Here is a 21,501-nt window from a genome sequence, read left to right as displayed (position 1 = left end):
CCGATGGTTAATGCTTCATTATTTGTGTTTTGGCACATAAAGCAAGGGCTTTGTGGACTAATTCAATATTAATCATGTTGTTGAGTATAAAAGAGGTAATAAAGTTAAAAGGTATTGAATAGAGGTTAATAAAGGATAAAAAAATGCCACCTAATTTAACAAGGTGGCATTTATAAGAAGGTTAATTAAGCCTTAGGCTCAGAAGATAAGTTTTCTTCTTGTCTTAAATATCCGGCAGCTTCTTCGTCATCTTTAGCTATAGCTTGCTGAGAAGGCATAGCGCGCGTTTGCTGGTTTAATTGATGTATTTGTGACGCATTACCTAAATCACGCTCACTGGTGATTGAGGCGATAGATTCGCGGTCTTTCAAAAATGCGATAACATCTTTTTTGATTGCTTGTAATTGACCTTCGTCTTTATGCATTTCCATTATATGGCGAGGGTGCTCAAGGTTTTTCATACCAGTAGCGGCAAAAGTAGTTGAGATAACACGAGAAACGATAATCCAAGGCGTTATGCTACTACGTACTAAGGTGTTTTCTGAGCGGGTGCTATCGTGAATACCCGTACCGGTTGATATTTTAGACTCAGTAAAGGTACCTTCGCATTTAAAGTACACTAGCAGTGATTCAAATTGCATTTCGGCAAAAAACAAGTGGGCAGTGTTCGTAAGTAATTGCGCAAATGCTTTGATAAGTATGCCTACTAGTAATAAGTGAAAGCTTGTCATTAATAGGTCACTAAATTGGACAATATGCTGGTTACTAAATGCTTGTTTAAAGCTATTAATATTTGCAGCATCCATATAATGATAAACATTAATAAGCGAATATGCTAAAAGCACAGTAAAAGTTAGCACTATAATATGAAGTAAGTTACCACTTATTAAAGCAAGTAATCTGGCAAACGTGAAGTTTTTACCTAAATCCATAGAGTGCAGTTTAGGTTGAATTTCTTGGATCATTTCACCTTTAAAACCACCTTTACCTTCAATCTGCTCTTGTAATTTAGGGTCCAACTCTCGATAAACTCTGTTTGGCACTTCTTTGTAGCGACGGTTAGCCATTACTAAGTTATCAAGATTTATAAAAATTTCGTCAGGATGAACAGACTCTTGCCAGTTTTCACGTAGCTCTGATACTTCAGCTGAAGGGGTAACTGAATTTAAACGCGCTTTAATCATAATAAAAGCAAGAGCGCAGCTTAAAGTTGCTAATACAATAATTGCAATTAAGTATATTCCAGCATGAAGACTAGGCAACTGCTCAAGCCAACTATCAACTTCTTGCTTACTAATACGTTGCTCTTTCATTAACCAAGACATAGAAAGACCAATCGCAATTGGTAAAATAAAAGACAAAGAAATAATTTTAGCAAGTGCGCCTGTACCAAGTGCTTCAATGTTTTTTTCAGCATTTCGGGAAATAGGTTTACCAGTAGAGCGCCACGAAAAAAGCACGTAAAACATTAATATACCGCTGTAAACAGGAAATGCTAATTCGCCAGCTTCACCGGTAAAACCAGATAAAGATACAAATGCAACAAGCCCATAAGCAATAAGTGCAACCAATGTACTTACCCATGAGCCAAATAAACGCTGAGCAACATTACGAATAGGGTAAGGTAAAAATAATAACTTAGGGATTAAGCTGTGAAGTAAGCGTGATAAAAAGCCATTAGGTTCTTTAAATGTACTATTTTTACGACCAACCAGCATTTCTTCGAGCGATTGTGCTGTATAAGCGACTTCTTTTTCTTCTTCTTTGGCTGTCGATATTTGTGATTTACTAAAATTATAAGCAAGAGAAGTAGGGTGATTTCTGCCTACAAAATATTTAAGAGTTGCATAAATACCAGCAGATAGAGAGCGAATACCAAATGCTAAAATAAGCATGCCAAAAACCATTAAAATCCAACCAGCGGTTGTATCTTCTTTCACAGAGCCAGCAGCAATAACAAGTATGCTAATACCTACAATAGACTCAATAAGCCCTCTTAGTGCAGTTACTTTACCTTCAAGTTTGAAGGGGTTTTTTAGTCCAAGATCAATCGAACCATAATCAAAAGCCATTGAATGCTCCTTTTTAAACAGCATGCCCATTTAAGGGGAATATGAGCGTATTTATAATAACCAATACACGGAAGTATTTTTATTTTTTTGCTCAACTTTTCATTGTATATCAATAAAGTCGTTCAGTTTAAGGTTATTTTAAGGTGATACATTCTACGTTGTGAAATGTACTTTTTAATACAGGGGAGAGAGATGGAGTTAATTTATGTTGATGATAGTTTACCTGGGATTACCCGAAGACAAAAAAATAAGCATTGGCAGTACTTCGATCCTATCGGAAAAGAGCTCAAAAATAAGGAGATTATTGAACGCTTAAATGGGCTCGCATTTCCACCCGCTTATAAAAGTGTATGGTTCTGCCCTGAAGAAAATGGCCATATTTTAGCAACCGGTTACGATAGTAAAGGGCGAAAGCAATACCGGTATCATCCGTTATTTACACAGCAACAAGATGCTAAAAAGTATGAAGCGTGTAGTGTGTTTGGATATAAACTGCCATTACTTAGATCTCAACTAAATGAGGCACTCCAAGGTGATGAGCTTGATTATGAATGTACTTTAGCTGCTGTTGTTAGGTTAATGGATTTAGGTGCACTACGAGTGGGCAATGAACGTAACGTGAAACAAAATAAAACTTTTGGAGCCACAACTCTAAGAGCAAGGCACGCAAAGTTAACCGGTAAAAATATTAGATTAAAATATCGTGCAAAATCAGGTAAAGAAAGGGAAGTAAATATTACAGATAAAGTACTGAGTAGTGTTATTAAAGAGCTGCAAGACTTACCTGGGCAACACTTATTTCAATATATAGAAGAGGGTGAACGTTCTAATGTTACTTCTACTGAGATAAATCAATACATTCAAAATATAATGGGGAATGAGTTTAGTGCAAAACATTTTAGAACATGGTGCGCAAGTGTCGTTGCTTTTAAAGAGATATATGAAGCTAAAGGCGGTATTACATTAAAAGCAATGCTTGATGAGGTGTCATCAAGACTTGGTAATACGCCAACAATTGCTCGAAACTCTTATATTCATCCAGACGTTATTGAGCTTTGTAAGAAAAATGAATTAGAACAAACTCATTGGCGCGAAAATTTTAAATTACCTCGTAAAACAAAATACCTCAGTCGATTTGAACGTGGGTTACTAGATTTTCTAGCTTAATGATAAAGGCTGCAAAGTGCAGCCTTTACAATATGTTATTGCAACATAAAGGTTTCGTATTCTAAGCTTTCAAATTGTCTCGATAGCCAAAACAAACCAATTACTGAGCTTACAATGGTCGCCAAAGCAAAACCATATCCATAAAACTGTGGTCCAAGAGCAACTGAGATATAGGTAAGTACAACATTAACGACTAAAAATATGCCCGCTAATACTAATACCGTAAAACGTTTATCGAGGTAAAATAAAATATTTAAAATAGATAAAAATATTACTTGCACGCCTACACCAACAACGTCAATAAATAGAAGCGTTTTATAGTTTGGGTCAATTCCGATAAAGGTGAGTATTTGCTCTCCCCACAATAATAAACAAGCGACGGTAATACCCTGAATTTTAAAAATATCGTATATGCCGCCACGAGCAGTTTGAATCATATTGTCTTTTAAAAGGTAAATTTCTTCGAGTGATGAGCCGCCGCGTATTGCTGTGTAAAAACGGTCGTATTGCTCAACAAAATCGGTTTCCATTTTCACTAAAAATACAGCCATGCCAGGGATAATAGACAGATAGGCTAAAAATATTGGTAAGTCGTAAATAGGACTTGCTCTAAGTGTGCCAATAATTTGAATAGATGTACTTGGTGAATACCAAAAAATAATTTTATCAGCCCACACACCAATGTTATAAAATAACCCACAGAAAAATAGGCTGTAATACACGTTTTTATTATGTAAAAAATCAAAGCTTATAAGTTTTTCGCCTGGGTAGCGCCTAATAATCATAAATAAAAAGCTAAAAAAGAGTAGTGCTTCACCGGCAAAAAAAGCAAAAAACAACCCGTCTAATTGCCAGTCTCTGAGTAGGTAAGCCAGCAATACCATAAAAGCGTATCCGCTTAACATGGTAATTAAAATTAACCTATACTCTTTCATTCCAGATAAAAATATTGCACCAAGCCATTGATTACATAAGCTAATAAAGGCACCTAAAATAATTATTTTAGTAACCACAGGTATTGGTAAAAAAGGCCAAACAGCTAAACCAACAAGTAGCGCACCTATGGTGGTAATTAGTTGAGCGCCAAGTAAGTTTGGTAGAACTTTGGCTTCTTCTTTTTTAAAAAATAAATCAGCAATAAAGCGGGTGAGCATTAATTGCAAACCACCGGTTAAAATAAGTGATGCTGCCATCATGTAGGTAACAAGCGTTAAAAATTGAATGATCAGTACTTTTGGCAGCACTACGCCTAAACTTAAAATACCAATAAGCATTAAAGCGACTATAGATAATAACCAAGGACCAGAACCTATTAATCCTGCATAACCATATGCTTCAAATACTGAAAGCAGGGTATTCTTTTTGAGAATTTTACGTATCTCAAAACCTATTCCGGCCATGACATTGTATCCTTATAAAGAGTGTCGTATCGTGTAAACATATGACTCTCATCATAAAATGTTTGTACGCGTTTAAGACCGCTTGCCTGGTATTCACGCCATTTTTCATTGTCCATCAGCATATTTGATATTTGTAATGCTGTTTCGCTAGATGAGGCTATTGATACAACTTCACCGGCTTTACCCAATGCTTTATCTTCATCGGTGGAGCCTTCTATTATTTCTCGACATGAGCCCACATCACTTGCAAGCACAGGAACGCCTGCAGCCATTGCTTCTAGCAGTACTAAGGGTTGAGCTTCAGAAATAGACGTTAGTGCAACCAGACCCAACTTAGGGAGTACTTTAGTTATATCTTGCATGCCTAAAAATTTGACGTTATTTTCTAAATCTAAACTGCCTACAAGTAATTGGCATTCTTTATAATATTGCGGGTCTTCTTCATAAGGACCTATAATCCAGCCTTCTATGTTTGGCATATTAGACTGTACTTCTTTAATTGCACGTATGAAGGTTTTTATATCTTTTATAGGCACTACGCGACCAATTAATCCCACTGTTTGCGGAATTTCGTCTGAGCGCTGTGCAAGTGCATCTGTAAAGCGAGACGTTTTAATACCATTGGGAACAACAAATGCTTTCTCTGGTGTAGCACCATCTGTAATTTGTCGTTGTCGGTTTCCGTCGTATAAAGAAATTATTTTATCGGCTTCTTGATAAGTTGTTTGACCAATTTGTTCAAAAAAGCTGATCCACATACGGCGTATAAAGCCCATTTCGGTATTTAAATTTTTACCCAAACGCTGTTCAGAGTCTTTAATCCAACTAGCTTGAATAAGATCTATTTTACGCTCTTTGGTATAAATTCCATGTTCGGTTAATAAAAACGGGGTATTACTTATTACACTAGCACCTGCGCCTAAAAGCCCTGCATAGCCAGTTGATATTGAGTGAATAAGTTTAACACTTGGTAAGCCGCGAGCAATTTCGGCTATTTTAAATAGTGGTTTATACAAGTTGCGATATGACCAGAAAAAGTCGATAAACGATGATTCATCACAATAAGTTAAGTAATACTTTGAAAGCACTTGCCATGATGACTCACTATACAAAAAGTCAGCTTCGTTTATACCTTCTTTTTTAGCAAGGTTTTCAAAGGCAAACTTAAGGAGCTCTGTTGGAATTGGATCTTTACAATCACGAAAATAGTTTTGTAATTGCTGCCAAAATTCAAAGAGTTCTTTTTTATATTTAATACCATGCTTGGCTTTTATTTCGGAGGTATCGTTTTCAACCAAATAATGAACATGTAGTTTTGTTGCGTTTTTAGGTAAAGTATATTGAATTTCACCATAATGCTCTGATGCACCACCTAAAAAGATAAGCTCAAAAGTATAATGAGGTAAACCTTCAATAATTTGATGAACCCAGCTCGACACTCCGCCACGTACATAAGGGTAGGTGCCCTCTAAAACCAGTAATATATCGGCGCTTGTTTTAGGCATTCCAATACTCCTGTAAATGACGTAATTCGCTCCCTTTAGCTTGCTCAGGAAGTTCTTCTAAATAACGCTTACAGTCATCTAGTTTGTTCATACAAAAAGCAACTTCGGCTTTATATGGTAAAACATGGCGACGTGCCATACCAAGCTCGGTTGCTTTTGTTAAATGCTCAAGCGCTTGCTCATATTTACCTAGTGATAAACAAAGGCGACCTAAAAAAACAAAGGTAGCTGGCTTTTTTACATACTTAATGCTTTCAAGCGATAATGCTTCGGCTTTTTCTAGTACGTATGTACGTAGAGCACCTTGTGCTAACCCTAAATAACTTAATTCCCAATACAGTTCAGCAAGTTGTTGTTGTAAATTACTTAATTTTGGCTGTTGTGTAATTATGGCTATTTCTTGTTGGTATAAGCCTATTTTTTCATTCAGCTTGGTTTCTTTGCCATCAAGTGTTGAGTAGGCCAATAAACGAATATCATCTTCTAAGTCTTTAAGAGCGAGCTTTAAAATAGGAATCGCCTTTATATCACTCATATGACGAGCAGCCATTACAGCACTCAAGCGTTTGTTGGGTTCGCTGGCATATTTTAAAATCGCTTTTAAACCACCAATTGAATAGGTTGGATTAGCTGAAACGACTCTTGCTTCGAACGGGAGTTCTGGGATTTGATGTTCTTCAATTTCAATTTCATCATTTTTAATTGGTTTACACAAAGCAAAAGTAAGAGCAAATACAACACCAATAATACCAAAAACAGGGAGTGTAAATAATAATAAAAACAACAATAAGGCACTGCTAACGAGTGTGGTTTTATACTTTAAAGGAAACAAAATATAACTAACAAAAGTAAAAAATAGACTTGCTAATGCATGCAATAAAATAGCAATGAGCCAATCAGGTGTATCAAGAATTTCTATTAAAGCAAAATACTCACATATACACCCACATATAGCCGCAATAATTATTCTTATCATGAAAGTGCTACCAGTCTCTTTATATTGTCGTTACTAATAGGAAGCGCCATTTGCTGTTCTATAATTATCTCTAACTCGGCTAAGTTTTTACCTGTACGTTCCTTGCTCCAGCTATCTACGCGAGCAATAAAACCACTTTTCTCTAACTCATCAGTCATCGGCATGAGTAGGAGTAACGTTTGTTTTTCATTATCGTATAAGTAAACATCTAAACCTCGACGAGCTTCGGTCAAATAGTCCATAAGTTGACGAGATTCTTCACTAATTTTATTTGCTTTAATTTTTAATAAATGAGAAGCAATGTTGTAACGTTTGGCTTCTTTATTTGCACGTTTTACTTGTTGAGTAAAGTAAGGTGTTTCTTCAATATTCATTACTGGGTTGGTTATTTCATGGCGTAATAAGTCACCAATATGCCCAGCCATAACAGCAAGTAAAGTCAGGGTGTTATCTTTGAGTGCAAAAAACTGTATTTTTTCAACTAAAATAGCAGCGTAAATATTATCGTTCACATCAATAAGTGGAATTGCTATGTGATAATTGCTTATACCTAAAGAAGCTTTAGAGTCTTTAACTGACACAAGTTCTTTTTCTTCAAACATCGCTATTACTAAAGGGTCTGATGTTACCGGCGGATTCATTTTACCAATAACAGCAAGAGGGGATTCTAAAATTTTATTTTTTTCAACTTTGTATAATCCCGCTTTTTCTAATGCACCATACTCTAAAAATAAATTAATAATTACGTCGGCGGCACTATCTAGGCGTCTTTCTTTTAGTTTACCAATTGAAGTTCTTACTGCTTGTAATGACTCTCTTAAGCTGAGCGTATGACCTGCGAGCATTTGTTCTATACGGTCGTGTGAAGAGCTGATTAAGTGATACTGGCGCGTAAAAGTTTCTAACCTATCAGACACATATTCTAATTGAATACTTTGTTGCTGATTAGTCCGCTCCCATACATCTCTAAATTCACCGGTAATCATAATTACAATAATATAGCCAATCATAGCGTTAATATTAAACTCGCTTTGAGACGCTAAAACATTCGCTTGTAAAAGCAGTAGCTGACCAACAAGCAAAACTAATATGCTAATAAAGCCTTTTGAAAAACCATAACGTAAAGCGACTAAAAGTGGTCCTAATACGGGCCACGAAAAACCACCTTGCGTCCAAAAGGGATCCTCAGCATTAAACAGGACAGGCAGCCCTAAAGCCAATGCGGTAAATATAAATACCTCAGCCCATATCTGTAGCTCAGGAACTTCTCTTGGACGAAGGAAATGTGTTTTCACTCACTAACCTCTATATAAGAAATTAAATCGGCAATTACATCCTGTGCAGTTGCTGCAATACTATCTCGACCCCAACCACTTTTAGCAATAGTGCCAGTCCATACTGGAGTTGTTTGCCCATTTACGGTTAGTGATAAAGTAAGTGCAACTACTGGTTCGCCATCAAGACCTGCTTTATAACGCCACTCTTCGATACTGCCGCTAAGTACATAATCAGCTTGTTGAGTGCTTAACCACTGCATTGCGTTATCTAAACGGTATTGATCGTCAAGTGGTGGTAATTCTTTATTGTTATTACGTGGTGCACGAATAAGCGTTGGTAACTTATTTTGCTGCCAAATACTGGCTAAAATATCTTCTGCGCGTTCACCTGCAAGCGGTGTCTGAGCATGATTTACAAGTGGTAATAAAGCCACTGTTGTTGACGAACTAAGCTCTACATCATCAGCTACTCTACTTGTAGTACAAGCCGATAGCAGTAAAACTAAACATGGTATAACTAAGCGAAACATATTCTCTCCTAACATTAAAAATGTACGTAATATCCTAATTGTAATTGTGTATCTGAGTTACCTACTTTATTACTACTTTGGTAACCCAGCTGTAATTTAAATAAATCATCACCTAAAATAGACCACCCAGCGCCACTTGAAACCGACACATCAATATCATCGTTTATTGTTTGATATCCGGTGCTTATATCAAATAACCATGAAGGGCTTTCACCTAAATATGGAGGTTCTAACGAGCCATTTGATGCAAAAGAAGACCCTAAAGCAAAGCGTCTAAAAGGCTGAATATCTATATTTAATGGGATGTCATTACCGGTATTTAAAAGCGCATTTATACGTTCAAAATCTTGCCATTGCGCACTAAAATAAGCAGTCCAAATTGGTCTGTCTTTTAAAATACTGTATTGATACCGAGCGTTATATTCTTGTCCATTAATAAGTGAACTTCCATCATCACGTCGTGAAAAAGACATTGCCGCAGCTGATAGTTGCACACTTTGTCTGCCATCAATATTGTAGTTTACGTAGGCTGTCGCTTTATCAAGTTGCGCAAAGCTAAGTAATGCCTCTGACTGGCGGTTTTCTACGTTGTGCTCAAGCTTTAATCCAACTTGCGTACGAGAATCCCACTGGTAACGAGAGTCTAAACTAAACCCTTGGCGACTTGCTAAACTGCCTTGATGAGAGTCTATTTTTGCATCGAAATACCAACGACCCCACGTTATTTTATCTTCAATGGCAAACAATAAGCCGTTGTTATTAAAGTTTTGTTGGTTACTTAGGCTTAACTTCCATTGACCGTTCGCATATGGAAAATAAACATTAATGTCGTATTGGCTACTATTTAAACCAGCCTCTGGTGATAAGTTAATTTCAAGCGCTCTAAAGTACGAAGCACGCGCATTACGCACTAGGCTTAATTGTGATTCATCAGGCTCTTCGGTCAGCTCTTCATACCAACGTTGCATTGTGGCGTAAGGCTGCCTTAAATAGAGTAGGGCGTTTAACTCGTCTGCATCTGTTAATGTGTTTTCAGCAATAAGTTGCTTAATTTTATTAAATTCACCATTAGTCATATACAGTTGCAGTTTTTGCCACGGTTCTAATTTTTGAGCCGCTCTTCTGGCTAGCCACCAATTTGCAGCGGGTTGACCAATGGCATCAGGGGCAAGCTCATCCATTGAATTGAACTGCATCAAATGAGGAATAGCCATAGCGCCAGCCCAGCGGATCATTAATCCCCTGTAGGCATATTTATCTTTAGGTAAATGTTGTAGTAAGTAATGATTAAGCTCGGTAGCGTTTGCATAATAACCTAGCAATCGCATTACATCGGCTAAATTTACAAGTGTTGTTAAATCGCTCGGATCGGCAATCGCCAATTTACGCAGGTAAAAGTAGGCGCTGTTATAAGATTTTTCATGAATAGATAAGCTGGCCAGTAATTGCGACCATGAATAACTGGTTTCGCCTTGCGAGTAGTTGTCTAAAATACGCTGTATCATTACCGTGTCGTGCATTTGTAATGCCAACCAACCTTGTGCTAACACTACATCTGGATTGTATTCACTTAATTTTGCAGCCCGATTTAAGGTCGTGTAAGCCGCATTTAAATCACTCTGATTTTGATACCAGTTTGAAAGAATTAACCACGCAGGGTAAAGTTCTTTATTGTAACGTTGCTTTTCAAGCTCGCCATGAACACGAGCAACCGATTCTGCATCATCTATTTGTGTACTTAACAGAGCAATTTTAATGATCTGTCTAGATTGAAGTGGCGATTGTTTCCATAAATAATCAAGTAAACCTTTAGGATTGCCTTCAAACTTTAATTGCTGATAATGAAGCATATCGCCAACACTTAACGTGCTAATCGCTTTTAGTTGCTCAAATGCATAAAGTTCTTCTTTTTTATCTTGAACGCGAAGTGCCATGTCTACTCTTGCAGTCCAAAACTCGCCGTCGGTGCTCTGCTGTTTATTTTTTAAAATAGATAATGCCGTTTTAAAGTCATCTTCAAGCCAAAAAGCACGCGCAAACCAAAGTAAATCTTTTTCTTCTTTAGGTCCTTTGTAGCTTGGCCACAGTGCTTTTAAATCTTTTAAGTTACCCGTATCGTGTAATACTTTTGCTTTCCAATATTGCGACAGAGCACTTTTACCATTAATTTGTTCAAAGCGGTTTATGTTATTTAGCTCTTGCTTAGCATTACCAATAAACTCATTCGTTTGCATCCATTTAGCAAAGCCATTACCTTTTAATTGTCTATTTTGAGCTTTGTACGCGTATATATCGTTGGCATCTTGATATAAATACAAAGCGGTAGCATCATTTACGCTATCGGTAAGCATTGCAGGTGTTACAGCATGATTAGCCATCAACCATTTAAACTCATTTAATGCTTCTTTTGGTTTGTTTTGCCAGCGTTTAATTTTCCAATTAAGTAAATGAAGTTCTTTATCGTTTGGATTTTTATCGAGTAATTTTGCTAGTAATTGTTCAGCACCTTTTGCATCCCCATTAGCTAAACGCAAATGCATAGCTTGAGTAAGGTACTGAGTACTATTTGGTTCTAATTTTAATAAGTCTTCAATTGCGTTTGCCGCATCTTCGGTATTACCAGCTAAGTTAGCTAAATAAAGTGTACGTTTAACATCCTTTTGGTCACCGTATGCTTTCCACCATGCATATGCTTGCACTGAGTCATTAGCTCCAAGTGCTGTTTCAATTGCTTTTGCTGCAATATCAGCATTTATGTTGGCTTTATAAATTAATAATGCTTTTGCTGGTTCGCCCGCGCTTAACCAGTAATTAGCAGCAAGCAGCGGCTTATTATTTTTTTGATAATATTGCGCTACTTTTGCATTTAAACCAATTGCTTTAGCTATTGTAAGTACTTGCTCATCCCAGTGTTTAAATGCGCCAATTTTTAGAGATAGGTTTTCAAAATGGTCATCTTTTTTTGCACCACTAGCTAACCATAAAGAATAAAGTAGCTTTATTTCAAGTGCTGACTTTTTTTCACTCTTAGGAAGCTTTTCAAGCTCCCTTGTTGCTTCTGAGTATTCACTCAGCTCTATATGTAACTCCACTAATTTAGCACGCAATTTTTCGTTATTAGGGTCGGTGTTTAGCGCAGCATTAAGGTACGACTTTTCAAAAGTGTAATCTTGTGAAAGAGTGTCATCTTCTATAAATAAAGTGTGAGGAAATAGCGCATATAGTGCAAAACAGCTTACTGCCAATACGGCTAATATTGTTTTTAAAGAAATTAACTGAGGACGCTTTTTAGTGTTCATTATCGAGCGACTCCATTGCAGTTAAGATAGCCATAAAAGTTGCCAGCTGGTATTTCAAAATGAGTTAACTTACCTCGTGTAACGCCCTTAAATCGGGTCCCTTGATTAGATATAAACTGACAAGAACGTGCATTTATTAAATCAAGCGAAGCAGGTACCCAAGCTTTAAAGCTAACAGCACCGTTTACTTGCCAATTATCAATAACAACATTTGCAGAAGCTAAATACGGTTTATTAGTGCTTTTACTATGATCAAAATTAAGCCGAGCTATGTCATCAATAATATGAACGTAATCACCTTTTTGAGTTACTCCTAATACACCTTGGCTTTGGGAAATATTTGGCATATCAAAATCAGTAGGAATTCGTAAAGTACGGATATATTTTGAACTAAATAACCATTCACCGTCACTGTTTTTGGCCAGTGCTGAAAAATAAAAGTCTTTTGCTATTTTAGCATAATGACTTAAATGTACTGGTGTGTTTGGTCTTGCTTGCACGTAATCAATATTATGTTTTAAAGCATCTAGTCCTGCTGGTAATTCACCAGAGTAAAAGTGAAAATAAATAGTATATGGTTTTAATCTATAAGGCTTTTCTGTGATCTCAAATGTTTCAGTTAAGCGCTTAAAGCCATAAAAGGGTCCATGCCATAAATCTGTATATACATTTTCATTTAATATAGGAGTATAGATTTGATATAACAAATCGCGCTCTGGCCTACCTATTGGCGATACATGAGTAAGGCTTGGGTTATCGGCATTTACATCAGTATTACCGCCATTAACGTTCAGTACACCAGCATCACGAGCTAGCTCAAGTGCTTTAGGTCCAGGCGTTGCATCGCCAGACCATAGCATCATGACTGTTTTTTTATTTTTTGGCGTGAGCTTCTCATCAATGTACTTTATTGAATCTGTAATTTCTTTTTTTAAGCTTATAGTGTCATACCCCGGTACATCTAGATGAAAGCCATAATCAATTTCGTTTTCATCTACTTTTCGAAGGCCTGATAATGCAGTCCAAAAATAAGGATGGCTATATGTATGTGAAGCAATTTCTACATAAGGTAAGTTAAAAATACTGCGTGCAATACGTTCAAGCTTAGGGCTTTGCTTTGAATGCAAACCACTTTTTTCAATATCAGCCTGAATCACGGATGCCGTTAATGGAAGCTTGTAACGTTTAATTATTTCATCGCGAATTACTTCAGCAGAATATGGCTTACCAGTATAGTGCGCAACACTTGTAAATCCATCACCATCAATATGCAGTGTTAGCATTCGTCGACCGCTTTGCGTTGTTGTGTCGGGTACTAAAATAGGAGGAAGTTCCATTGCTTTAGTTAAAAGTGTACGGGGGTCAATAACCCATTTACTTCCTTCCATTGGTAAGGTGTCTATAAGCCAAGGGGCTACAACCACGGCACCGTATTTTGTTTTAGCACTTTGAACAATAATACTATCATCAGCTGCTTTTATATTTATAAGTGCGCTAGCATTAGGTGCTAATTTAAGTAAATAAGGTTTTATTATTGCTGGAGGTGTTGTTGCTTCACCTTTTAACCACGGGGCAAAATAATTAAGTTCATAGGGACCTTCAGGTAATATATTAAGTGCTTCAATACCTAAGTTTAGTAACAATTTTGTCGACTGTGGCAATTCACCCATGATCAGCTCAGGCACAACACCTAAGTTGCTTTGCAGCCAATTGGTAATAGTTGGAGTGTAAAACTCATCACTATTAGTCCATGAAATAATCCCAGCATGTAGGCTCGGATCAACTATTGGTAAATCTCGTTTAGCTACATCAATATAATCAGGAATATACCCTAAGTACTCAATCATAGTTGCGAGTTTTAAATGTACCGTCGTGTAAATTAAAGGTTTAATATTACTGTTGTACGGTATTAATATGCGCCTAGGAACAGGGTTAATGCTTGATGTACCCCATGTTTGTAAGTGTCCATCGGTTACCCAAGGTGCATACCCTGCGGCTATTATTTTTTGTGCCATAGCTAAACGTTTATCAGGTTTTGCGTAATCAATTACCTGTACTTTAAAGCCTAAATTTTGCGCCGTACGCAATTGTGAATTTAACCATGTTTGATCGTTTTCAGTTGTTAATTTATAGCTGTTGTCTACAGGACTGTAATGGCTATATAAACCTTCGGCAACTAAGTCTGTAGCGACTCCCTTAAGTTGCGGTAGTAGCTCAAAGCCGCGATTAAGTATTAAATGTTTATTAAATGTTGTTGATAATTTTTTGATAATCGATATTAAACCGGCTTTTTGATCTTGTTTATTATGTTTTGTATCTAAAAGCTGGTAACTATCGAGAGTATCTAAAAATAAACCGCTAAAACCACGGTCTCGTAAACTAGCTGCATTTTTTTGTAGCTGCTGTTGCCATTGCTCTGATGTTAGATCGGCAATATGACTATTCCAGTTAGGGTTAACACTAAGAGAAGATTCCCTTTTATCAAAAGATTCACCTACACTTAAATATGCATAAACAGAAATATCTCGTTGCTTAAACCAATCTAGCTCATATTTGGTTACTGATTCGGGTTGTACTACAACGCGTGAGTAAAAGGTCATCTCAGCTAGGGGCATAGGTTCAGAGTAGTAAAAGGCAATACTATTATTAGTTATTGGCTTTGCTAGCACATGGGCAGAGACTAAAAGCGCAAGATATAAAATATACTTCATTAATTATTTATTTCACTTTGTTTAAGGAGACGATTCAAAATGATGTCTGTTCCGCTTTTAATTCTAGGTAATTCGTATTAGTAATATAGTGCTATTATATGTTAATAAAAATAAAAAACCATATAATTTTTCAAGTGTTTTATTGCATTATAATTGTTAAATTGTTGTGTTTTTAATGGCTTTTTTATTGACAAATAATAATGTATATACCTAGTGGTATATTAGTTACCAAAGGTAAAACGTAGCCAATACGTAGGTTTGCTTGCTAAAGATCAAAAAAATTAAAGTGTTTTCAATTCAATATTAGTAAATTATATCGGATTAATGGGTTGCCTGTGTAGCTTTAATTAAGACTAAGGTCGCAATGTTTTAAGTATTAAAACACTTTAGCCGCGACTATAATACGTGAAAATTAGCTAATTCAATGATTTGGCTTTAATATATATTTAATTTATTACCAATGTTTATATTTTAATGTAGCAATGTAAGCAAAATGTAGTTATATAAATTGTATCCTTTATGGCAATTATAAGTGGTGGCAAAAATTCATTGATTTTTGTTATATTTATGTCATTGCTGTTCAAATTTACCGTTGTTATATTTCGGAGAAATAATGAGTAATTTAAGCTTAAAAAACAAATTATTGTTATTAGCTATTTTGCCACTTATGTTGCTTTTGATTAGTTTGATGCTGAGTTCGTACTATTTAGAATCAAAAAATCAACAGCAAAATTTTAATTCATTCAAAACTAAATTAATAAATGACAAACAAGTTTTACTAGGCACAGAAGTTGAAATTGCTACTAAAATTGTTCGCTATCAATTGGCACAAGGTTCAGAGCAAGATGCCAAAGATGCATTAAGGGATTTAACTTTTGGGCAAGGTGGTTACTTTTTTATTTACGATACTAACGGGGTTAGCGTTTTTCATGCATTACTTGGTGATGAAATTGAAGGGCAAAATAAAATAGGAATGACAGACCCTAATGGTAAAAAAATTATAGTAGGGCTACTTGATCAAGCACGTAAGGGTGGCGGGGCATTTAACTATCACTTTCAAAAACCAAATGCCACTGGCTTAGTCGAAAAAATGGGTTATGCCGATATGATACCAGGCACCGATTGGATGATTGGTACGGGTGCTTATATGGATGATATAGATGTCGAGTTGAATAAATACCAAGCTACAATGCAAGGTCATATGAATGACAAGGTAACAACCTTATTGCTAATTGCTTTATTTTGGGTTGTGTTAACCGTTATATGTGCACTTGTTGCAGCTAATGCTATGGTAAAACCGATTCAAGGAATGGTACAAAGCCTTGACGATATAGCTAAAGGTGATGGCGATTTAACTAAACGTTTAGAGATTCATACTCAGGATGAAATTGGTCAGTTAGGTGAAGCATTTAATATGTTTGTGAGTAAGCTACATGGCATTATTGCTAATGTAGTAGATGTAACGCACGATGTTAAAACAGCCTCTAGCGATATTAATACGCAAACGCAGTTAATAGAAGAAAAGTTATTAAACCATAACCATGAAACAGATTTAGTTGCCACAGCAATAACCGAAATGTCGGCAACCTCACACGAAGTCGCACAAAATACTACTCAAGTAGCAGTATCTACTCAAGCGGCAACACAAGATGTTGCTAGAGCACAAGAGTGTGTTGATATTTCATTAAGCGAAGTTTCAAAGCTAATGGGTGAAATAAACATTGCAGCTAAGCAAGTTGACTCTTTGAGCGATCAATCTAAAAAAATTAATAGCGTATTGAGTGTAATTGGCGGGATTGCAGAGCAAACTAACCTATTGGCACTTAATGCTGCAATTGAAGCTGCACGTGCAGGTGAGCAAGGTCGAGGCTTTGCTGTAGTTGCTGACGAAGTAAGAAGCTTAGCAAGTAGAACGCAAGTAAGTACGTTAGAAATAAGCGAAATGCTTAGCGAGTTGCATAACCTAGTAACGGCTGCAGTTGATGCAATGCAAGCAAGTCAGCATAGTTGTAACCGTTCGGTTGAATCGTCACGTGCAATTTCTGAAAGTTTAGGTGCAGTAACAAGCTCAGTTACTTCAATTAATGATATGAGTACGCAAATTGCGACAGCGGCTATGGAGCAAAGTAGTGTGTCTGAAGAAATAAACCGCAATGTGTTTGCTATACAAGAAATTGTAAATGAGCTTACTATATCAAGTAAAACAACATCGACGGTTAGTGAACACTTAGCTGGACGAGGTGAAAGTTTAGGTAATTTAGTAGGTCAGTTTAAAATTTAAAGAGCTTTAATTAAATTTATTATTTAAGTCGTAACATTTTTTGTTACGGCTTTTATTTTTGTTTTTTATAAAATTATTGAATTTTTTATTGTAGCTAAAGTCTATTGCTTGCAAATTAATATGTTAAGTAGTGAGTTGAACATGTCAAAAATACCTTCAATCAAAAGCTGTAATAATGAAGAATTAGACCTTGAGCTAGATTTAGGGCGGCTGGTGTCGTTTTTACGTTCTAGATTGGTTGCACACATAGACCTTAAGTTAGCACCTATGGATTTAACGTCCGCTCAATATATTGTTGTTGTATTGCTTGCTAAAGGCAGCGTTAGCACTTTGGCTGAGTTATGCGAACACATGGTTTATGACCGTGGCGCAATGAGTCGGTTACTCAATCGTTTACTTGAAAAAGGTTTAATAGCCAAAACACAATGTGAATTTGATAAACGCTCTACCATTTTATGCTTAAGTGAAAAAGGTAAAGTGTTGTACCCCGAAATTTTACCAATAATAAACGATGTATATAAGCAAGCGCTGAATGGTTTTACTGATAACGAAAAAGATCAGATTGCAGGCTTATTATTTAGAGCCATTAATAACTTGGATGCTTAACCTAAACTTTTATATCGTAGTCTCTTATTCAGAATTGTTCTATCTAACATAAAAAAGTTAGCAAGCTAACTACTCACTATTATTGTGTGTGAAATACAACTTTGGTAATATAGTTGCCTAGGCAATTAAAGTTATTATTATGTTGGGTTTGTTATGATTAAAAACGATTTGTTAGCACAATTACAACACAAGTTTCCAAAGCATATATTTGAGCAACAATATTTAAGCGTTGTTCATAAAGGACGTTTTGCTAATGCAATTGTGTATCGATATAAAGATGACAAATTTGATTTGATTGTTAAAGACTTTAGTCAAAGTCCATGGTTTATTCGTAAATCGTTTGCACGTATTTCGGTTAATCAAGAATATAAAGGTCTGAGTCGTTTAGCTGATTTAAATGCTGTAGCAAATAACTTTTGCCGTTTATCACCCATAGCGGTCGCTTATGATTACATTGAAGGTACGCCACTGCGTTCATTAATCCATGAAGATAAAACCCTACCAGTTAATTTTTTTAGCGAACTTGAGCGTCAAGTCGCAAAAATGCATCGCAAAGGTATCGTCCATTTAGATTTACGTAATATGGGAAATATTTTATGTGGCACTGATGGAAAACCTTATTTTATAGATTTTCAGTCAACGATTAGCTTTGCGCGCTTTCCTAGATGGTTGCAGCGGTTTATGCGTGGCACTGATATGTCGGGCGTTTATAAAGCATGGAATAAGCTTTCAGTAGAGCCTTTACCACAAGCTAAGCAAGACTATTTAGTACGCTTTAATCATGTTCGTAAACGTTGGATATTTAAAGGTTATCCAATACAAAGAACTTACGCATGGGGGGCTGGTATTTTTGCTCAGTTTTTAAATTCTGACATAGTACGCAGTATTACAGAGCGCCTTTAGTTTTTAACATGTTTTTTAAAGCCCATGAGTTCATTTTATCGTGGGCTTTTTTTATGCCTGCTATTTTAATATCAGCTTTAAAGTACGCTATTTGTAGTATTCCTCAGTGCTGTGAACTATAAAATATAGGTCATTATTCTGCTTTTTTATAAATTTAAAATAAACATTAGGGCTCTTTATTTTTTACACATACAATGCGCAAAAATAAGTAGTTAATGTTTTATAACCGTAAATATTACCAGCATTTATTTATAGCTAAGGTACACTCTTTACATAACATAATGATTTTTTAAGGCTTTAAGATGATTGAGTATCCAGTTGATCAACTTCCACAACTTATAAATGATTTGCTGCAGTGCGATACAACAGAGCGCAAAAACAAATTATTAGCTGATGCACAGTTAACGCTCTCTACTGAGCATTTGTCTTTACTTTTTGAAGCAATTCCAAAAGAGCAACGACTTGAAATTTGGCAGTTGCTTGACGAAGACACGCAACACGAAATTTTCGTTAATTTAAGTGAAGATAGCTGTTTATGGTTATTGCAAACACTAGAAGACGTTGATGCATTTAAACTTCTTGACGAGGTAAACGTAGAAGAACTGCTAGAGCTTGAAGAAGTTATACCAGAACGTTTTGTTGAATATGCAAAAAAACAACTCGATGAAGCACAAACTAAGCAATACGATTTAGCTCAACAATATCCGCCAGAGCAGCTTGGTCACTGGTTAGGTTTTGACTTTTTAAAAGTGTCAGAAAAATTAACTGCGGGTGGTGCTAAAAAGTTACTGCATAAAGGTTTACCGCAATACAGTGAGGTCATTTATTTAGTAAGCCGTAAAGGCAGCTTAATAGGCGAGGTTGCGGTTAATGATTTAATTAAAGCGGGTGATGGCGATAACTTAATGACATTGGCTAATCATGACTTTTCATCGTTGCATGCCGATGACGATTTATATGAAGCCGCCGAAGTGGTGATCCACAGTGAAAAAATGGCGCTACCAGTGGTTAATGCTGATAACAAATTATTGGGTCGATTAACAATTGCCTCGGCTTACGAACTACGTCAAGAAATAGCAGATGAAGCTGCTGCTAAAGCCGGTGGTTTGAGAGAAGACGAAGACCTGTTCGCAAGTGTGCGAAAAAGTGCTAAAAACCGTGGCATATGGTTAGGCATTAATTTGGCAACGGCATTTTTAGCGTCGTGGTTTATAGGTTTGTTTGGTGCAACTATAGAACAAGTTGTAGCACTGGCTGTATTAATGCCTGTAGTTGCTTCTATGGGGGGTATTGCAGGAAGCCAAACACTAACCGTTATTGTGCGTGGTTTAGCGTTAGGTCAGGTTACAGATTCAAACCGTAGCGCGTTGCTTAAAAAAGAGTTACGAGTTGGTGCTGTTAACGGGTTAGTGTGGGCATTTGTAATTGGTTTGCTTACTTTCTTATGGTTTAACGACTTAATGCTCAGTATTACCATTACCGTTGCAATATTATTAAATTTAGTAGCCGCATCACTTGCTGGCGTTGTTATTCCGTCTATTTTAGACAAAATGAAAATTGATCCTGCCTTATCGGGTTCGGTTATTTTAACGACCGTTACTGATATTGTTGGGTTTGTTACCTTTTTAGGTTTAGGCAGTTTATTGCTTTTATAAGCCTTTTTAACAGGAAAATATAATGACCTTTGAAGTCATGATTTGGTGTGCTATTGCGTTGTGTATTTCACAATCTGCAATATTTTCGGGCTTAAACTTAGCGTTTTTTTCGCTAAGCCGGTTACAGCTCGAAATGGAAAGCACAAAAGGCAACGAAGCAGCTATAAAAGTGATGGCGCTTCGAAACGATTCTAACTTTTTACTATCGACTATTTTATGGGGTAATGTAGGTATTAACGTACTGCTTACGCTTCTTTCTGATTCGGTATTAATGGGCGCAAGTTCGTTTTTGTTTTCAACAATAGCAATTACAATTATTGGTGAAATAACGCCACAAGCTTATTTTTCGCGTAATGCATTAAAAATGGCGAGTATGCTCTCACCACTTATCAAGTTTTATCAAATACTGTTTTATATAGTGGCTAAGCCAACAGCCTTAATACTTGATGCATGGCTAGGTAAAGAAGGTATTACCTACTTTGCTGAAAGCGAGCTTAGAGGCATTATTCGTAAACACATAGAGGCTGAAGAGGCTGATGTTCAGCATGTAGAGGGTATAGGTGCGCTTAACTTTTTTAGTTTAGATGAAATAAGCGTAACCAAAGAAGGGGAGGTAATTGACCCAGATTCCATTATATCGTTACCAACCAAACTTGATTTGCCTATTTTTCCAGAGCTTACTTTAACCGCTGATAATGAATTTTTACGTAAGTTACATAAGTCGGGTTACAACTGGGTAATTATTACTAACGAAGATGGCTGGCCGTTATTGGTTGTTGATGCTGATGGTTTTTTACGTTCTGCATTGTTTGAACCAGAAACGTTTGATCCATACCATTACTGCCATCGACCTATCATAGTGGCCGATGAGACTATGCGTTTAAGTGAAGTTATTTTAAAAATACGTGCTAATCATTCACTCGATAAATCGTTTGATGGAGCAATTGATCACGATGTAGTATTAGTGTGGAGTGATGAGAAGCGCATTATTACTGGCGCAGATATATTTGGTCGATTATTGAAGGGAATGAGTGCACCTAAACTCGAGCTTCATGAAAATACAGATAAAACAAAGCCGCTTTAAAGCGGCTTTGTTTTTAGTGTTAAGCGTTTTTAGTT

At 36.4% G+C, this 21,501-nt stretch carries 14 protein-coding genes; 6 read left to right on the top strand and 8 right to left on the bottom strand.

The window, feature by feature from the left end:
- Positions 1-185: 185 nt before the first annotated feature.
- Complete coding sequence (locus I6F65_RS08725) at positions 186-2,072, bottom strand: hypothetical protein (protein ID WP_197112476.1); 1,887 nt, start codon at positions 2,070-2,072, stop codon at positions 186-188.
- Between the two features lie 192 nt (positions 2,073-2,264).
- On the opposite strand from I6F65_RS08725, the gene I6F65_RS08720 reads away from it, so the two are divergent.
- On the top strand, positions 2,265-3,239 hold the full coding sequence (locus I6F65_RS08720; protein WP_197112475.1) for a DNA topoisomerase IB: 975 nt from the start codon (positions 2,265-2,267) through the stop codon (positions 3,237-3,239).
- A 35-nt stretch (positions 3,240-3,274) separates the two neighbouring features.
- On the opposite strand, the gene pelG is transcribed toward I6F65_RS08720, so the two are convergent.
- Genes pelG through I6F65_RS08685 form a run of 7 tightly spaced genes read right to left on the bottom strand, consistent with a single transcriptional unit; the run spans position 3,275 to position 14,937 of the window.
- A complete protein-coding gene (gene pelG / locus I6F65_RS08715) occupies positions 3,275-4,639 on the bottom strand; it encodes an exopolysaccharide Pel transporter PelG (RefSeq protein ID WP_024610614.1) in 1,365 nt (454 codons plus the stop codon).
- Entirely contained in the window at positions 4,627-6,144 is a 1,518-nt protein-coding gene (gene pelF, locus I6F65_RS08710; RefSeq protein ID WP_197112474.1) for a GT4 family glycosyltransferase PelF, read from the bottom strand. The genes pelG and pelF overlap by 13 nt, the downstream gene beginning before the upstream one ends.
- A complete protein-coding gene (locus I6F65_RS08705) occupies positions 6,137-7,120 on the bottom strand; it encodes a lipopolysaccharide assembly protein LapB (RefSeq protein ID WP_024610612.1) in 984 nt (327 codons plus the stop codon). The genes pelF and I6F65_RS08705 overlap by 8 nt, the downstream gene beginning before the upstream one ends.
- Positions 7,117-8,415 (bottom strand): PelD GGDEF domain-containing protein, encoded by a 1,299-nt coding sequence (locus I6F65_RS22045; protein ID WP_197112472.1) that lies wholly within the window; start codon positions 8,413-8,415, stop codon positions 7,117-7,119. The genes I6F65_RS08705 and I6F65_RS22045 overlap by 4 nt, the downstream gene beginning before the upstream one ends.
- Positions 8,412-8,927 carry a hypothetical protein gene (locus tag I6F65_RS08695; protein ID WP_024610610.1) on the bottom strand — a complete coding sequence of 172 codons (516 nt, stop codon included), beginning with the start codon at positions 8,925-8,927 and terminating at the stop codon, positions 8,412-8,414. Before I6F65_RS08695 ends, I6F65_RS22045 begins: the two co-directional genes overlap by 4 nt.
- A 14-nt stretch (positions 8,928-8,941) precedes the next feature.
- Entirely contained in the window at positions 8,942-12,226 is a 3,285-nt protein-coding gene (locus tag I6F65_RS08690; protein ID WP_197112470.1) for a tetratricopeptide repeat protein, read from the bottom strand.
- Positions 12,226-14,937 carry an endo alpha-1,4 polygalactosaminidase gene (locus I6F65_RS08685; RefSeq protein WP_166110567.1) on the bottom strand — a complete coding sequence of 904 codons (2,712 nt, stop codon included), beginning with the start codon at positions 14,935-14,937 and terminating at the stop codon, positions 12,226-12,228. Before I6F65_RS08685 ends, I6F65_RS08690 begins: the two co-directional genes overlap by 1 nt.
- 613 nt (positions 14,938-15,550) lie before the next feature.
- Between I6F65_RS08685 and I6F65_RS08680 the strand changes: the two genes are divergently transcribed.
- The 5 genes from I6F65_RS08680 (at position 15,551) to I6F65_RS08660 (ending at position 21,466) form a co-directional block, all read left to right on the top strand.
- Positions 15,551-17,218 carry a methyl-accepting chemotaxis protein gene (locus tag I6F65_RS08680; protein WP_166110564.1) on the top strand — a complete coding sequence of 556 codons (1,668 nt, stop codon included), beginning with the start codon at positions 15,551-15,553 and terminating at the stop codon, positions 17,216-17,218.
- 141 nt (positions 17,219-17,359) lie between these two features.
- Complete coding sequence (locus tag I6F65_RS08675; RefSeq protein WP_197112468.1) at positions 17,360-17,824, top strand: MarR family winged helix-turn-helix transcriptional regulator; 465 nt, start codon at positions 17,360-17,362, stop codon at positions 17,822-17,824.
- A 153-nt stretch (positions 17,825-17,977) separates the two neighbouring features.
- Positions 17,978-18,727 (top strand): serine/threonine protein kinase, encoded by a 750-nt coding sequence (locus I6F65_RS08670; RefSeq protein ID WP_024610605.1) that lies wholly within the window; start codon positions 17,978-17,980, stop codon positions 18,725-18,727.
- A 302-nt stretch (positions 18,728-19,029) separates the two neighbouring features.
- Entirely contained in the window at positions 19,030-20,382 is a 1,353-nt protein-coding gene (locus I6F65_RS08665; RefSeq protein WP_166110555.1) for a magnesium transporter, read from the top strand.
- A 22-nt stretch (positions 20,383-20,404) separates the two neighbouring features.
- Positions 20,405-21,466: a DUF21 domain-containing protein gene (locus tag I6F65_RS08660; protein WP_166110552.1), complete on the top strand. Its 1,062-nt coding sequence runs from the start codon at positions 20,405-20,407 to the stop codon at positions 21,464-21,466.
- Positions 21,467-21,501: the final 35 nt, after the last annotated feature.

Source organism: Pseudoalteromonas sp. SWXJZ94C, from assembly GCF_015864385.1.
In the GTDB taxonomy this organism is placed as follows: Bacteria; Pseudomonadota; Gammaproteobacteria; order Enterobacterales; family Alteromonadaceae; genus Pseudoalteromonas.
The sequence above is the reverse complement of the archived record's forward strand: the minus strand, read 5'-3'. Positions and strand labels throughout refer to the sequence as shown.

Excerpts from the sequence above, each read along its gene's own strand:
- I6F65_RS08695 (WP_024610610.1), bottom strand. The coding sequence starts at position 8,927 with ATGTTTCGCTTAGTTATACCATGTTTAGTTTTACTGCTATCGGCTTGT.
- I6F65_RS08680 (WP_166110564.1), top strand. The coding sequence starts at position 15,551 with ATGAGTAATTTAAGCTTAAAAAACAAATTATTGTTATTAGCTATTTTG.
- I6F65_RS08690 (WP_197112470.1), bottom strand. The coding sequence starts at position 12,226 with ATGAACACTAAAAAGCGTCCTCAGTTAATTTCTTTAAAAACAATATTA.
- I6F65_RS08670 (WP_024610605.1), top strand. The coding sequence starts at position 17,978 with ATGATTAAAAACGATTTGTTAGCACAATTACAACACAAGTTTCCAAAG.
- I6F65_RS08675 (WP_197112468.1), top strand. The coding sequence starts at position 17,360 with ATGTCAAAAATACCTTCAATCAAAAGCTGTAATAATGAAGAATTAGAC.
- pelG (WP_024610614.1), bottom strand. The coding sequence starts at position 4,639 with ATGGCCGGAATAGGTTTTGAGATACGTAAAATTCTCAAAAAGAATACC.
- pelF (WP_197112474.1), bottom strand. The coding sequence starts at position 6,144 with ATGCCTAAAACAAGCGCCGATATATTACTGGTTTTAGAGGGCACCTAC.
- I6F65_RS08705 (WP_024610612.1), bottom strand. The coding sequence starts at position 7,120 with ATGATAAGAATAATTATTGCGGCTATATGTGGGTGTATATGTGAGTAT.
- I6F65_RS08660 (WP_166110552.1), top strand. The coding sequence starts at position 20,405 with ATGACCTTTGAAGTCATGATTTGGTGTGCTATTGCGTTGTGTATTTCA.
- I6F65_RS08665 (WP_166110555.1), top strand. The coding sequence starts at position 19,030 with ATGATTGAGTATCCAGTTGATCAACTTCCACAACTTATAAATGATTTG.
- I6F65_RS08725 (WP_197112476.1), bottom strand. The coding sequence starts at position 2,072 with ATGGCTTTTGATTATGGTTCGATTGATCTTGGACTAAAAAACCCCTTC.
- I6F65_RS08685 (WP_166110567.1), bottom strand. The coding sequence starts at position 14,937 with ATGAAGTATATTTTATATCTTGCGCTTTTAGTCTCTGCCCATGTGCTA.
- I6F65_RS08720 (WP_197112475.1), top strand. The coding sequence starts at position 2,265 with ATGGAGTTAATTTATGTTGATGATAGTTTACCTGGGATTACCCGAAGA.